We start from the raw sequence: 14,448 nt of genomic DNA, 5'->3' as shown, positions 1-14,448 counted from the left end.
TAATTACACCCGTAAGTACAAGTATGAAAGCATTTTATTTTATTTTGATTGCCGCTATGTTAAGCTTTATGGCCTGCACACAGCAAGAAAAAACTACTGATACAGACTATACTACTGCTAATGCCGGCGATGCACCTTTACCAGATTATGTGCAGCAGGTACTTAATAGCGAAACCTTAAGTGATACTGTAATAAAAACAGAGGCGCAATGGCGAAAGGAGCTTTCCCCGGAACAGTATTATGTGCTGCGGCAGGAGGGCACCGAACAACCATTCAATAACAAGTATAACGGCAATAAAGAGCGTGGAATCTACTATTGCGCTGCCTGCCATAACCCGATGTTCAGTTCTGATACTAAGTTTGAGTCTGGTACTGGCTGGCCCAGTTTTTACGCACCTGTTGATAAAAAACGTGTGAAAGAGGTACAAGACAGAAGTATGGGAGAAGTACGAACAGAGGTAGAATGCGCGCGGTGCGGTTCGCATATCGGGCATGTTTTCCCTGATGGGCCTGAGCCAACAGGATTGCGTTACTGCCTTAACTCTGCCGCACTTGCCTTCGAGAAAAAATAAGGCTTTACGCTACATAGCAGCTGGTACAACCAGCATAAAGCAGAGGGGTAGGCAAGAATCTACTGCCGCAATTAACAATTAATATAAGCCTACCGTACTATTTCTAACTAAACATTAATGAAAAGTATAGAAAGATGGTAGAACTACACTCAGAAGCTGATAATATAGAAAATACTGCCCAATGCATTATGGATGCCTTTAAAACAATGAACATACAGGAAGGCGAAACGCTGGTGTACCAGGAACTTTACCCATACTTGCAGGAGCGTTATCCACATTATAAAGATGTGCAGAAGGAGGCAGAACAGCATTTAACCAAAGCAGGCTTTGTAAACCCTGCACCGGAAGGATTGATGCTAACACAAGTTGGTTCTGCAAACCTTTACGGCAACAGTTAAACTCGTTAGCTTGATACTAGGCGTAACAGAGGCGACAAGTATACTTTTATACTTGTCGCCTCTGCGTTTATAGGGCATAAAGTTTGAGCCTGGGCTCTAATATTTTATTTATGTACTGCTATACTACGTATATGCTTATAAGCCAAGGCTTAAACGAATAGCGCTTTGAAAAATGAGAAAGAATGTAGTCTATATAATCGGGAGTGCGATTTTAGGTGTAGCAGGATGTACCTCGCTTTCGGAGGGACAGCAGAACTTGCCTGAAGGGGCGATAACACAACAGAGAGTGCGCTACAACGGAGACGCAAGTATGGATATACGTGAACGAATGAATGAGCAGTCCAGCGAAATAAACCGGAAGCGGAACATCGAAGAGTTTGACCGTAACGGGCCTGCTACCACACCTCCGGCTTTACGCCCGCAGCAATTACCCATATCACCCGTAGACTCTACCCGACACAATATTTATTGGCCCATCAGGCCGGTAATAAGACCAATACAGGTAAACCGTGACGAGTAAAAAACGCCCCAGTTTATACATTAAAACTGGGGCGTTTCCTGGTGGTAGCTTTATTCCTTCTTTTTTCTCTCTTGCACTTCTTCCACAGCTTCATCTCCTACATGCAGCTCATCGGGCTCCAGGTCCACGTATATTTCATTTTCTTTGGGGGTGTTGATTGATTCACGATCAGCTTCTTTGGGCGCAGGCTTTTGAGCTATCTTTTTTTTCTTCTCGCTTTCGCCAAGTGTGTCTCCATCGTGTTTTGTCGTCCGGAAGTTATCTTTATTTTTCATCTCAAAGTATAGGATAGGTGATGCTCTCTCTTACGGAAAAACCTAGCGTAGGTCAGAGCAGGCACTTCGAAATTACCAATTAGCTGTTAGGCGCGGTGCAATCGCGCTGTATTTGTATATTTGTATCTTTAAGACGAAACATGACCACTACACCAAAACGCTATACTGTCACGGCTGCTTTGCCCTACGCCAACGGACCGGTTCACATCGGGCACTTGGCTGGAGTATACTTGCCAGCTGATATTTATGTGCGCTACCTGCGCCTGCAGGGCCGCGATGTGAAGTTTATCTGCGGATCTGATGAGCACGGTGTGCCCATTACTATTCGTGCCAAAAAAGAAGGCATTACGCCACAGCAGGCCGTTGATAAGTATCATGAGCTGATCAAGCAGTCGTTTGAGGATTTTAGGGTGTCGTTTGATGTGTATGACCGTACTTCTTCGCAAATACACCACGAAACAGCCTCTGACTTTTTTAAGAAACTGCACGCCGACGGCAAATTTATAGAGCAAACCACGCAGCAGTACTACGACGAGACGGCACAGCAGTTCCTGGCTGACCGTTACATAGTAGGAACGTGCCCTAAGTGCGGCAACGAGAATGCCTACGGCGACCAATGCGAAAGCTGTGGCACCTCCCTTAATGCCACCGACCTGATCAACCCGAAAAGCACACTAAGCGGTGCGGTGCCTGTAATGCGCGAAACAAAGCATTGGTACCTGCCGCTTAACGAGTATGAGCCCTGGTTGCGCGAGTGGATCGTGGAAGGCCACAAAGGCGATTGGAAGCCAAATGTGTACGGCCAATGCAAGTCCTGGATAGACCAAGGGTTGCAGCCGCGTGCCGTAACCCGCGACCTTGATTGGGGTGTGCCGGTGCCGGTAGAGGGTGCAGAAGGAAAAGTGCTGTATGTGTGGTTTGATGCGCCAATTGGTTACATCTCCGCTACAAAAGCCTTAACGGATGATTGGGAGAAATATTGGAAAGACGAAGAAACCAAGCTGGTTCACTTTATCGGTAAGGATAACATCGTGTTCCATTGCATCATCTTCCCGAGCATGCTAAAAGCGCATGGCGATTACATACTACCTGACAACGTACCTGCCAACGAATTCCTGAACCTGGAGGGCGACAAGATTTCTACCTCACGTAACTGGGCAGTATGGTTGCACGAGTTCCTGCAGGACTTCCCAGGCAAAGGCGATGTGCTGCGTTATACTTTGTGTGCCAACGCTCCTGAGACCAAAGACAACGACTTTACCTGGAAAGATTACCAGGCGCGCAACAACAACGAGTTGCTGGCCATACTTGGCAACTTTATTAACCGTGCGGTGGTGCTAACCCAAAAGTATTACGAAGGTGCTGTACCTGCCCGCGGCGAACTTACAGACTATGACAAGGAGGTGCTGGGTGTGTTGGAAGGCATGCCGATGGTAATTGCTACTTACATTGAGCGTTATAAATTCAGGGATGCACTTGGTGAATTAATGAACCTGGCACGCCTTGGCAACAAGTACCTGGCAGATACAGAGCCCTGGAAGCTGATCAAGACGGACGAAGAGCGTGTAAAAACAATCATGAACATTGCGCTTCAAATTTCTGGCAGCCTGGCCATACTTATGGAGCCGTTCCTGCCAACATCTGCCGACAAGCTGCGCAGTATGCTAAGTATGAACCCTGCTATGTGGACGGATGCTGGCTCTGCTGAGCTGTTGCCGGCCGGCCATGTGATTGGCAAACCTGAACTGCTGTTCGAGCGAGTGGAGGACGCGGCCGTAGAGGCCCAGGTACAAAAGCTATTGGATACCAAAAAAGCAAACGAAATGGCAAACGCGGTGGCAGAACCAGCTAAAGAAAATATCTCTTTCGAGGATTTCTCTAAAATGGATATCCGTATAGGCACCATTATGGAGGCCGAGAAAGTAGCTAAAACCAAAAAGCTCCTTAAACTTAAAATAGATACGGGCATTGATCAGCGTACGGTGGTAAGCGGTATTGCTGAGTTTTTTAATCCAGAAGAAATAATTGGCCAGCAGGTAAGTATACTTGTAAACCTGGCCCCGCGCGACATTAAGGGCATTACCAGCCAGGGCATGATTTTAATGGCTGAGAACGCCGATGGCTCTTTAGCTTTTGTGCAGCCCGGCAAGCAAATTACAAATGGCGGTACTGTATCGTAAGGTTTAAAGTATAAAGCTTACTAAAACGAGAAGCCCCTTCTGACTTTGTGTTCAGAAGGGGCTTCTCGTTTAAATATAGATGAAAACCATTTCTTAGTGACTATAAGTAAAGTATAAGAGGTATAGCGCTGACATACTGGAGCTAATGGTTGGTAACACGCTGCTAAATGGTATTGAGTTAAGGGGTAAACTTTATACTACAGAGTCAGTAATATAATTCATGCAATCGATTCAAGATAGAGTAGAACAGGCGCGGCTAAAGGCATTGTACAGCTTTCAGATTATCGATACGGAGGCGGAGAGGGACTTTGATGACATAACGGAGCTAGCTTCTGTAATTTGTGACACCCCGATTTCCCTGATCACACTTCTTACGCACAACCGCCAATGGTTTAAGTCGAGGAAAGGGATTGATGTGACAGAGACGCCACGTTCTATTTCTTTCTGCCACCATGCCATAAAGCAGGAAAATGTATACGAAGTTACCGATGCGCATCAAGATGAGATATTCCGTGAAAACCCGCTTGTTACCGGCGACCCAAATATCAGGTTTTATGCAGGAGCCCCTTTGATAACCGAAAGCGGGCATCGGCTTGGTACTTTATGTGTGATAGACACCGTAGCTAAAAAGCTGACAGATGCGCAGAAGAAAGCTTTAAAAACGCTGTCGAAGCAGGTGATGGTGCAGTTTGAACTGCGGCAGAAACAAAAGCAGCTCGAAAAGGAAAAAAAATTCTTGGAGGAGGCAAACGAAAAGCTCGACAGGTTTACGCATATGGTGTCGCATGACCTGAAAGAGCCGGTTCATAATATTAGTGCTATTGTAGAGTGGGTAGAGGAAGATCTGACAGCTGGAAATTTCGGGCTTATTTCGGAACATGCAGCCTTATTAAAAGAAAGAGCTGAAGCTATGGATGCCTTGATATCAGGTTTGCTGGAGTATGCAGGGATGCAAATCCAAAACCTGAACAAGGAGGAAGTAGCAGTCGGAGAACTTCTGCAAAGTATAAAATCAGGCTTGCGGGGCGCTGCCGGGTTTGAAATAACAATTAGCCCGGATATGCCTGTAATTAAAACTGAGAAGGTGTTGCTTAACCAGGTGTTTTCCAACTTGCTTTCCAATGCCATCAAATACCATCAAACGGGGCAGGGTAAAATAGATGTTAGCGCTTCTGTTACTTCCAAAGGCAGTTATCTTTTCTGTGTAAAAGACGATGGGCCGGGTATACCGGCAGATTGCCAGCAGAAAATTTTCGGGTTGTTTGAGCGCCTTGCCCGAGACTCTAAAAAAGAAGGTTCTGGCATCGGGCTGGCTACTGTCAGGAAAATTGTGGAAGAAAGGGGCGGTAAAATCTGGGTAGAGTCTGAACTCGGTAAAGGGGCTGCATTCTACTTTACGTGGCCGGTTTAAGCCAGCAAGTATGATTAGTATGATGGTGCAGCAGTTGCCTTCTTAATAGTACTAACTGCTTGCTACCGGTTCGCCTACTGCCACCGGCTTAAAAGCGATGGGTTCTATCCTTTTAACCACAAAGTATAAACCTATACTTACAACTATCGCGAAAACGCCCAACACCCACCAAAGTGTATCAAAACTATACTTAGAGGCTATTGTAGTGCCCATATAAGGCGCAACTACATGTGCAGCTGCGTACGATATTGTATAAAGCCCCATGTAGGAGCCACGGTTACTGTCGTTAGAGCGCTCTACAGTTATAGTAGCCATAAAAGGCATCACCAGTATCTCGGAGAAGCTTAATAAGGCCATGGCAATGTAAAGATACGCCACATGATGCCCAGCATTTAACACTATAAACGATAGGCCCATCACTAACACACCTGCTGGTATCAGCCAGGATTTCCTGATGTTGTTTCCGATCAGGTATACTAGTATCATCTCGAACAAGAAAACGATAAAGCCATTTAAGGCCAGCAAAGTGCCAATGCGCTCTTCTGGCAAAATATATACCTGGCGGTAGTATAAAGGCAACGTGGATAGAAGCTGGAAAAAGATGATCGCGAAGCCACAGTTGAGAAGTATAAACAAGATATAAATGCCATCTTTATAAGGCGAACGCAGTTTTTCCTGAGTGGGTGCAGTAGCAGCATTTCGCTTTTGCGGTTTATGCCCTTGCCTGTTCCTGAAGTACACATAAAAGAACAGGCCGGCCATAATGCAGGTAATACCATCGGCAATAAATAACCATTTGTACGAAACTGCAGCAAGTAAGCCTCCCAAAGCCGGACCAACAGAAAAGCCCAGGTTTAGCGCCATGCGGTTTAATGAGAAAGCCCGCGTCACGTTTTCGGGTTTGGCATAAAAGGCAACCGAGGAAGAGTTTGCAGGGCGGAGCATATCGTTTATCAGGCTAAGTATAAAAACAGCCGCTGCCATGTATTTAAACTGCTCCAGGTACAAAAACATGAAGTATAAACTGCCGCCAACCGTCAGGCTAAAAAACTGCACCTTAAAATGACCGATCTTATCAGTAAGCCAACCGCCTATAAAAGATCCGCAAACCGAGCCAAGCCCGTAAATGCTTAATATGATGCCGGCTTCTTTTAAAGTATAATCAAGGGATTCTGTAAGGTAAACTCCCAGGAAAGGGATCACCATGGCGCCGCTTCTGTTTATGAACATAATCAGCGAAAGCATCCAGGCTGGTTTGGATAGCCCGCCGAAAGCATTGCGGTAGAGCAGCAGTATTTTTTTCATAGTTGTAACGTATAGATAATCAGGAAGCAAGTAGGCAAATGTATACTTTCGTACTTGTATTTTAAAAAGTAAAGGCGCAATAATTTGCGCCTTTTTATACTTTATTTTGCAGCTAACCAGGTGCTACTGCTGCAGTTATGCCTTTACTTTGTATTGTACTGGTTCATGGTGCGCTCTAAGCCAATTGTGCCAAAAGCAAGTACCGATTCAGCGGCTTTTTCTACTAATGCCTGTAGGTCTATCTGCTCATCCTCGCTAAACTTGCTTAACACATAATCCACTTGCTTGCCTTTATGGAACGTATCGCCAACACCGAAGCGAAGCCGCGGGTAGTTATTGTGCCCCAATGTTTGCTCGATGTGCTTTAAGCCATTGTGGCCGCCAGCGCTACCTTTGGTGCGGATGCGAATTTTACCAAAAGGTATGGCAATGTCGTCGGTAATTACCATCATCTGTTCCACGGGTAACTTAAGTGAGGTTAACCAATGCCCAACAGCTTTACCGCTTAGGTTCATGTACGTGGTAGGTTTAACCAGTACAAACGTGCGCCCTTTTGTTTTTATCTCGGTTACAAAGGAGTGGCGACCTGTGTCAAATTGTGCATCGTGCTTCTTGGCCAGGTAATCCAACACCATAAAGCCAATGTTGTGTCGGGTTTCGGCATATTCGGGGCCAATGTTGCCAAGGCCCACAATCAGGTATTTCATACTTGTATCTTCGTCTGGGGTGGCAGGGGAGAGGCCCAACCAGGTTTTTATCACGTTAATTGTTGAATTGCTCAATTGTTAAAGTTTTGGTTTGTAAGGCAAGGCAGTAAAATAATACGGAATTTAGCTATTTAACAATTAAACAGTTCAACTTCAAAGCAGAAACAAAAAATCCTGCCCCGCTTGTAAGCAGGACAGGATTTGATTTGAAAAGCTGTGAAGCTTATTTCTTGCCACGAGCTTCTTCCATCTGTGCACTCTTAAGGGCACGAGGAATAGTAACTGTTGCTACTGGTGCAAGTGGGTTGCTAAGGATCTCGAAGTCGCCTGCTTTGATCTTACCAACTTTGATTGATTTACCAAGCTCAAGTTCAGAGATATCAACCTCGATGTAATCCGGAAGGTTAGCTGGAAGAGCCTTAACTTTAAGCTTACGCAGTTTAGTTACAAGCTTACCACCTAGCATTACACCTGGAGAGTTTCCAATCATCTTAACCGGGATATCGATTTTAACTGGCTTCTCATCATTCAACTCAAGGAAGTCAACGTGCAGCAGCATCTCGTTTACAGGGTGGAACTGTACATCCTGCATGATAGCTCTGTAATGCGTGCCTTCAATGTTTAAGTCTACTTCGTATACTTCCGGAGAATAAACTAAGTCTCTGAACAGGATAGCTGGTGCATAGAAGTGAACTTGCTCAGCACCGCCATAAAGTACACCTGGTACATAAGACTCATTACGCAATTCTTTAGTTTGCGCTTTGCCGAGATTTGCTCTTTTAAACCCTATAATCTCTAAAGTTTTCATAAAAATGAATTTGTTAAAAAATGTTTATTGCTACAAAAGTATAGCCTAAGTTAAATTGTTGCTTGTTTGATAGTCTGACTGCTGGTGCGGTTGTGTAAAACAACCATGTGGCAATTAAACCATTTAACCTTGCAACCTTAAATAAATAATGAGCTTATAGACTCGTGCGTTACCACGTTGTTTATCGCTCTGGCAAACAGGTCCGAGAAAGAGAGCACTTTTATTTTAGAGCACTCCTGCTTCAGCGGAATGGTATCCGATACAACAAGCTCCTCTAAAACCGACTCCTCGATGCGCTCATAAGCTGGCCCCGATAATACAGGGTGTGTAGCAATGGCGCGAACCGATTTCGCTCCTTTTTCTTTCAATAAGGCCGCTGCCTTTGTGATGGTACCTGCTGTATCCACCATGTCGTCCACCAACACCACATCCATTCCTTCAACATCACCGATCACCTGCATTGAGGCAATCTCATTAGCGCGTTTGCGGTGTTTGTCGCAAACAACCATTTCAGAACCAAAGTTCTTTGCAAAGGCTCTTGTTCTTACCACACCTCCAACGTCAGGCGATGCGAAGATCAAGTCAGAACCCAGGTTCAGGCTGCGCAGGTAGGGCACAAAGATGGCCGAGCCATCCAGATGATCTACCGGAATATCAAAGAAGCCTTGTATCTGGCCGGCATGCAAATCGCAAGTCATCAGGCGGTCTGCGCCTACAGATTGTATTGCGTTTGCCAACACTTTAGAGCCTATCGATACACGCGGCTTGTCTTTTCTGTCCTGGCGGGCATAGCCATAGTATGGCATTACCACAATTACTTTATGAGCCGATGCACGTTTAGCCGCGTCTACAAGCAGCATTAGTTCCATCAGGTTATCGGCTGGCGGAAAAGTAGACTGTACTATGAAAACCTCTGCGCCGCGAACTGACTCATTAAAGTGCACTCCGATCTCACCATCGCTAAAACGCGAAATACTTAAGTCGCCAAGGGTAGTGCCGTAAGCGGCGGCAATTTTCTCGGCTAAGTATCTGGATGCGGAACCAGAGAATATTTTTACTTGTGGCATAATGGTGCTAAAAGCTAAAGTGTGAGGGTTTAGGTTTAGTTTATTATGCCCGCAAAGCTACCAAAAATCCTGATAACAGGCACTAGATATTTCTGATATTTAAATACTTACACCTGCTGTATAAGCAAAAAAGAACAACCCGCACGTGGCAGATTGTTCTTTTAAGTTGTCCGACCAGGGCTCGAACCTGGACTCTTCTGAACCAAAATCAGACGTGTTGCCGGTTACACCATCGGACAAGTTACCTACTAGATTTCAGGGTGGAAGCCCCTTCGTCGTTCAGTGATGCAAAGATAGAGAGACGATTTTAAACTGCAAACAATTGCTGAAAATATTTTGAAAAAAATTAGTCTAAAATCTGCTCTAGCGCTGTATCGTAGTGCTTTTTCGCTACCGAAATACCACCAAAAAGGGCACCGTCTATATGGCAGTCGTGGCCTGTTACTTTACCTAATTGGGTGAATTTCATATTGTTATTTTGCAGATGTTTCTCAAAATCGGCTTGTTTAGATGAGGCAACCGATACTACAACACGGCTCTGACTCTCCCCAAATAAATAAGCGTCTTTTCTGAAATTTTTATCTGTAGTAATATCAAAGCCCAGTTCTTTTGGCATGGCCGACTCTAGTAAGGCAATGTATAAACCACCGTCAGCTACGTCGTGAGCAGAGTTAATCAGCTTCTGTTCTATTACCTCTTTAACCGTTTTCTGCAGCGCCAGCTCCTCGTCCAGGTTAAAGTATGGGGCAGGGGATAGCTTCACTTTATGGTACGAGTACAGGTACTCAGAAGAGGCTATGTCGTTCTGCGCCTCACCGATCATGTAAATCAGGTCGCCTGCGTTCTGGAAGGCAAGCGTCATTTTGTTATCCTTGTTCTCAAGTATACCCAGCATGCCAATTGTTGGAGTAGGGAACACAGGACCTTCATCTGACGATTGGTTATAAAAACTAACGTTACCACCCGTTACCGGAGTGCCAAGTGCAGTACAGGCCTTGCTCATACCTTTTATAGCGCCAACAAAATGCCAGTACACTTCCGGTACATAAGGGTTGCCAAAGTTAAGGCAGTTTGTTATTGCCACTGGCTCTGCCCCGGAGCACACAATATTACGTGCAGCCTCGGCTACGGCAATGGCAGTTCCTTCTTCAGGGTCGGCATAAACGTAGCGGCTGTTGCAGTCTACGGTCACAGCAATTGACTTGTCAGTACCTTTTACTTTAACCAGCGCAGCGTCAGCAGGGGCGTTGGTTGTCATGGTAGAGGTGCCGATCATAGAGTCGTACTGGCGATAGACCCAGCGTTTAGAAGCGATGTTCGGGTGCGTTGTCAGAAATTCAGCTACTGCCTGTAAATCTTCCGGCTCCTGCACCTGCTCTATGTTAAACTGCTTTGCTTCCTGGAAGTATGCCGGCTCTTTGTACTCTCTGTGGTAAACCGGTGCGCCACCGCCTAGTACAAGATCGTTGGCAGGTACTTCAGCAGCCAGTTCACCGTTCATATAATAGCGCAACTGCCCGCCTTCGGTTACCACACCAATCTGCTCGCAGTATAAATCCCATTTGTCGCAGATGTCTTTAATTGTCTGCTCAAAACCTTTCTTCATTACAATCAGCATGCGCTCCTGGCTTTCCGAAAGCAGAATCTCGAAAGGCACCATGTTAGCCTGGCGGGTAGGTACTTTGTCCAACCAGATATCCATACCGTGTTCGCCTTTGGCACTCATTTCGGAAGTAGAGCAGGTAATGCCGGCAGCACCCATATCCTGCATGCCAATTACGTGGCCAGACTGGATGATCTCTAGTGTTGCCTCCAATAAAAGCTTTTCCTGGAAGGGGTCCCCCACCTGAACAGAAGGAAGGTCTTTGGCTGAATCTTCTGTGATATCCTTGGATGCAAAAGCTGCTCCGTGGATACCATCTTTGCCTGTGGCCGAGCCAACTATAAATACAGGGTTGCCTACGCCATAAGAGGTAGCAGAGGCAGTTTCGCCAACTTTTACAATACCCGCCGAAAAGGCGTTTACAAGTGGGTTGATGTTGTAGCACTCGTCAAAGAAAAGTTCGCCACCTACAGTTGGCACACCAAAGGCGTTGCCGTAATGGCTGATGCCTTTTACGACACCACGCAGCAGGCCCTTTGTTTTTTCGGAGTGCGGGTTGCCGAAACGCAGCGAGTTAAGCTGTGCTATAGGGCGGGCACCCATCGTGAAGATATCTCTGTTAATGCCACCCACACCTGTTGCTGCGCCCTGGTAAGGCTCAATGGCAGATGGATGGTTGTGTGATTCGATCTTGAAGCTACAGGCATAGCCGTCGCCGATATCTACAAGGCCTGCGTTCTCTTCGCCGGCTTTAGCCAGCATGCGAGGCGAGTCTTTTGGCAGGGTCTTAAGCCAAACAATGGAGTTTTTGTAAGAGCAGTGCTCAGACCACATCACAGAGAAGATGCTGAGCTCTGTAAAATTAGGAGTGCGCCCTAAAATCTGTTTAATCTTTTCAAATTCCTCTTCCAGAAGGCCAAGCTTCTGAGCTGTTTCTACTGTTGTCAGTTGTTGTTCCACGTTTTGTCTGGCTTAGGTAAACGGATTAGCAAAAGTAGGAACTTATACTTTAAGAGTACAGCAGAACTTAGCCTTTTTAAAAAGCGATGTTTACCGGCCCTGTAACACCATGTATATACAATGAAAAATATTTGCTTTTTCTTATCGTGTAGCGTCACTCTAGGCAGAATTGTGCGTACTGTAATTTCTACACCTTATTTATGCTTATGCCAACCTCAACAATTAATTCTGATATTATTACGACCACCTGTGGCCAACAATTAGATTTAAGTACCACAGAACTAGTGATTGAGCGCTCCAACAGCCTTTTTAGCTACAATATCCACAAGCTAAAATCTGGCGAATACGTTATCTGCGAAAAGTTTTACGCCAACCCTTTTAACAACCGTTACATCCTGCTGAACGACGAGCAGATTGAACTCCTGAAGAACCTGTAGCATTGCCTTTGCGGCAGGTTGATTCTTTATCTTTTTGTGCCTCTGTTGCAGTAGTTGTATCACTAAACTGCCTGCTGCCTCGCTTTTTTCTTTTAAATGAGGTTACAGCAGTACATCCTGCCGTCACCATACATGAATACTGTTGCAAAACGAAAATCGCACCTATCTGCAGCAGCAAGTATACTTAGTAAAAGGAGTGCAAACCCGTTAAGTATGGCAGCCTAAAGGCGAGGGGCAGCGCGTATTAATTTTGGCTATGGTTGATGGTATAGCTGTGCAGCAGTTGCAGGCCCCGCCGTTAACCAGGAGTTGCAGGTCTTAACCAAATAACATCGCATATAGTTGAGTTAAAAGTGTTACCTTGCTTTTTCAGAGAGCGAAGGTTAAAAAAACATGTTGTGTTGTGAACGGTAGCGTAAAATGGTAAGATTGTTTTTGATGTGAAGGGGCTAGGGTGCCGGATGCTATACTTTAACTGAGGTTAACTGTAGCCCAGTCTAAAAACCGCTCTTTTTACTCCCTTATGCGTTACGCTGCTGCTTTTACCAATAATACTTTATGCTTTAAAATATAAGGTTGTAAAACTTTTTAAAACCCTGCATGGATTTAACAGATTTATACATTAGTTTTGCACCCTGAAATAACTCCGTTACAATAGTTAATCAATATAAATAAGTCAGATGGCGAATATTGGCAGAATTACCCAGGTTATCGGTCCGGTTGTGGACGTTAGCTTTGCGGGTGAAAACTCTAAGCTACCAAATATCTTGGATGCCCTTCAAGTGACGAAAGACAATGGCCAGGTAGTAGTACTGGAGTGTCAGCAGCACCTTGGCGAGGACCGTGTACGTACCATTGCGATGGACTCTACAGAAGGTCTTACTCGTGGCGCTGAAGTAGTTGACTTGGAAGGTCCGATCAAAATGCCAACAGGCGAAGGCATCAAAGGTCGCCTTTTCAATGTAATCGGCGAAGCCATTGACGGTATTCCTCAGCCTGTAAGCACGGGTGGTTTGCCAATCCACAGACCTGCTCCGCGTTTCGAAGATCTTGCTACTTCTTCTGAAGTATTGTTCACAGGTATCAAAGTAATCGACCTTATCGAGCCTTATGCAAAAGGTGGTAAAATCGGTCTTTTCGGTGGTGCCGGTGTAGGTAAAACTGTATTGATCCAGGAACTGATCAACAACATCGCGAAAGCGCACGGTGGTCTTTCTGTATTCGCCGGTGTAGGTGAGCGTACCCGTGAGGGTAACGACCTTCTTCGTGAGATGATCGAGGCTGGTATCGTACGCTACGGTGCTGAGTTCCTTGAGTCTCTTGAGCATGGCGGATGGGACCTTTCTAAAGTGGATCAGGAAGAACTGAAGGAGTCTAAGGCTACCTTCGTGTTCGGTCAGATGAACGAGCCTCCTGGGGCGCGTGCACGTGTTGCTCTTTCTGGACTTACAATGGCGGAGTACTACCGCGATGGCGAGCCTGGTTCAAGCGATGCTGGTCGTGACATCCTTTTCTTCGTGGATAACATTTTCCGTTTCACGCAGGCAGGTTCTGAGGTATCGGCCCTTCTTGGTCGTATGCCATCTGCGGTAGGTTACCAGCCAACGCTGGCAACTGAAATGGGTGCCATGCAGGAGCGTATTACGTCTACTAAGCGTGGTTCAATTACTTCGGTACAGGCTGTTTACGTACCTGCCGACGACTTAACTGACCCTGCTCCAGCGACAACGTTCGCCCACTTGGATGCAACTACAGTACTTTCCCGTAAAATCTCTGAGCTTGGTATCTACCCTGCGGTAGACCCTCTAGATTCTACATCACGTATCCTTACGCCAGATGTGGTTGGTGCTGAGCACTACAACACAGCGCAGCGCGTAAAAGAAATTTTGCAGCGTTACAAAGAACTTCAGGATATTATCGCCATCCTTGGTATGGACGAGTTATCTGACGAAGATAAAATGGTAGTACACAGAGCGCGCCGTGTGCAGCGTTTCCTGTCTCAGCCATTCCACGTAGCAGAGCAGTTTACAGGCCTTAAAGGTGTTCTTGTTGATATCAAAGACACTATCAAAGGCTTTAACGAGATCATGGACGGTAAGTATGACCACCTGCCAGAAGCAGCCTTCAACCTTGTAGGTACAATCGAAGACGCTGTTGCGAAGGGTGAGAAAATGCTTGCTGAAGCAAAATAGATTTAAATTAGTT

The 14,448-nt window shown here is 45.7% G+C and carries 13 protein-coding genes and 1 tRNA gene; 7 read left to right on the top strand and 7 right to left on the bottom strand.

Annotated elements, in window-relative coordinates:
• Positions 1-23 precede the first annotated feature (23 nt).
• From msrB to Q1A23_RS15645, 3 genes are all read left to right on the top strand, one after another.
• Positions 24-572, top strand: a complete 549-nt coding sequence (gene msrB / locus Q1A23_RS15655; protein ID WP_299824956.1) for a peptide-methionine (R)-S-oxide reductase MsrB — start codon at positions 24-26, stop codon at positions 570-572.
• 134 nt (positions 573-706) lie between these two features.
• Positions 707-970, top strand: coding sequence for a hypothetical protein (locus tag Q1A23_RS15650; protein WP_299824954.1), 264 nt, complete (start codon positions 707-709; stop codon positions 968-970).
• A gap of 172 nt (positions 971-1,142) precedes the next feature.
• Positions 1,143-1,490: a hypothetical protein gene (locus tag Q1A23_RS15645; protein WP_299824952.1), complete on the top strand. Its 348-nt coding sequence runs from the start codon at positions 1,143-1,145 to the stop codon at positions 1,488-1,490.
• Between the two features lie 50 nt (positions 1,491-1,540).
• Here the strand turns inward: Q1A23_RS15645 and Q1A23_RS15640 are convergent, their stop codons facing one another.
• Positions 1,541-1,765: a hypothetical protein gene (locus Q1A23_RS15640; RefSeq protein WP_299824950.1), complete on the bottom strand. Its 225-nt coding sequence runs from the start codon at positions 1,763-1,765 to the stop codon at positions 1,541-1,543.
• 140 nt (positions 1,766-1,905) lie between these two features.
• Between Q1A23_RS15640 and metG the strand changes: the two genes are divergently transcribed.
• Both metG and Q1A23_RS15630 read left to right on the top strand, forming a co-directional pair.
• On the top strand, positions 1,906-3,945 hold the full coding sequence (metG, locus tag Q1A23_RS15635; protein WP_299824948.1) for a methionine--tRNA ligase: 2,040 nt from the start codon (positions 1,906-1,908) through the stop codon (positions 3,943-3,945).
• 220 nt (positions 3,946-4,165) lie between these two features.
• Positions 4,166-5,356 (top strand): ATP-binding protein, encoded by a 1,191-nt coding sequence (locus Q1A23_RS15630; RefSeq protein WP_299824946.1) that lies wholly within the window; start codon positions 4,166-4,168, stop codon positions 5,354-5,356.
• A 51-nt stretch (positions 5,357-5,407) separates the two neighbouring features.
• Here the strand turns inward: Q1A23_RS15630 and Q1A23_RS15625 are convergent, their stop codons facing one another.
• The 6 genes from Q1A23_RS15625 to purL form a co-directional block, all read right to left on the bottom strand.
• Positions 5,408-6,661, bottom strand: coding sequence for an MFS transporter (locus Q1A23_RS15625; RefSeq protein WP_299824944.1), 1,254 nt, complete (start codon positions 6,659-6,661; stop codon positions 5,408-5,410).
• Positions 6,662-6,804: 143 nt separating this feature from the next.
• Positions 6,805-7,368 (bottom strand): aminoacyl-tRNA hydrolase, encoded by a 564-nt coding sequence (pth, locus tag Q1A23_RS15620; protein WP_299825621.1) that lies wholly within the window; start codon positions 7,366-7,368, stop codon positions 6,805-6,807.
• A gap of 223 nt (positions 7,369-7,591) precedes the next feature.
• Positions 7,592-8,176: a 50S ribosomal protein L25/general stress protein Ctc gene (locus Q1A23_RS15615; protein ID WP_299824943.1), complete on the bottom strand. Its 585-nt coding sequence runs from the start codon at positions 8,174-8,176 to the stop codon at positions 7,592-7,594.
• 137 nt (positions 8,177-8,313) lie between these two features.
• Positions 8,314-9,243 (bottom strand): ribose-phosphate pyrophosphokinase, encoded by a 930-nt coding sequence (locus Q1A23_RS15610; RefSeq protein ID WP_299824941.1) that lies wholly within the window; start codon positions 9,241-9,243, stop codon positions 8,314-8,316.
• Positions 9,244-9,409: 166 nt separating this feature from the next.
• Positions 9,410-9,482 (bottom strand) — tRNA-Gln (locus tag Q1A23_RS15605).
• Between the two features lie 107 nt (positions 9,483-9,589).
• Positions 9,590-11,806, bottom strand: coding sequence for a phosphoribosylformylglycinamidine synthase subunit PurL (gene purL / locus Q1A23_RS15600; RefSeq protein ID WP_299824939.1), 2,217 nt, complete (start codon positions 11,804-11,806; stop codon positions 9,590-9,592).
• A gap of 206 nt (positions 11,807-12,012) precedes the next feature.
• Between purL and Q1A23_RS15595 the strand changes: the two genes are divergently transcribed.
• Entirely contained in the window at positions 12,013-12,243 is a 231-nt protein-coding gene (locus Q1A23_RS15595; protein ID WP_299824938.1) for a hypothetical protein, read from the top strand.
• 680 nt (positions 12,244-12,923) lie between these two features.
• On the top strand, positions 12,924-14,435 hold the full coding sequence (atpD, locus tag Q1A23_RS15590; protein WP_299824937.1) for a F0F1 ATP synthase subunit beta: 1,512 nt from the start codon (positions 12,924-12,926) through the stop codon (positions 14,433-14,435).
• Positions 14,436-14,448 lie beyond the last annotated feature (13 nt).

This window comes from uncultured Pontibacter sp. (assembly GCF_947492645.1).
GTDB lineage: Bacteria > Bacteroidota > Bacteroidia > Cytophagales > Hymenobacteraceae > Pontibacter.
The sequence above is the reverse complement of the archived record's forward strand: the minus strand, read 5'-3'. Positions and strand labels throughout refer to the sequence as shown.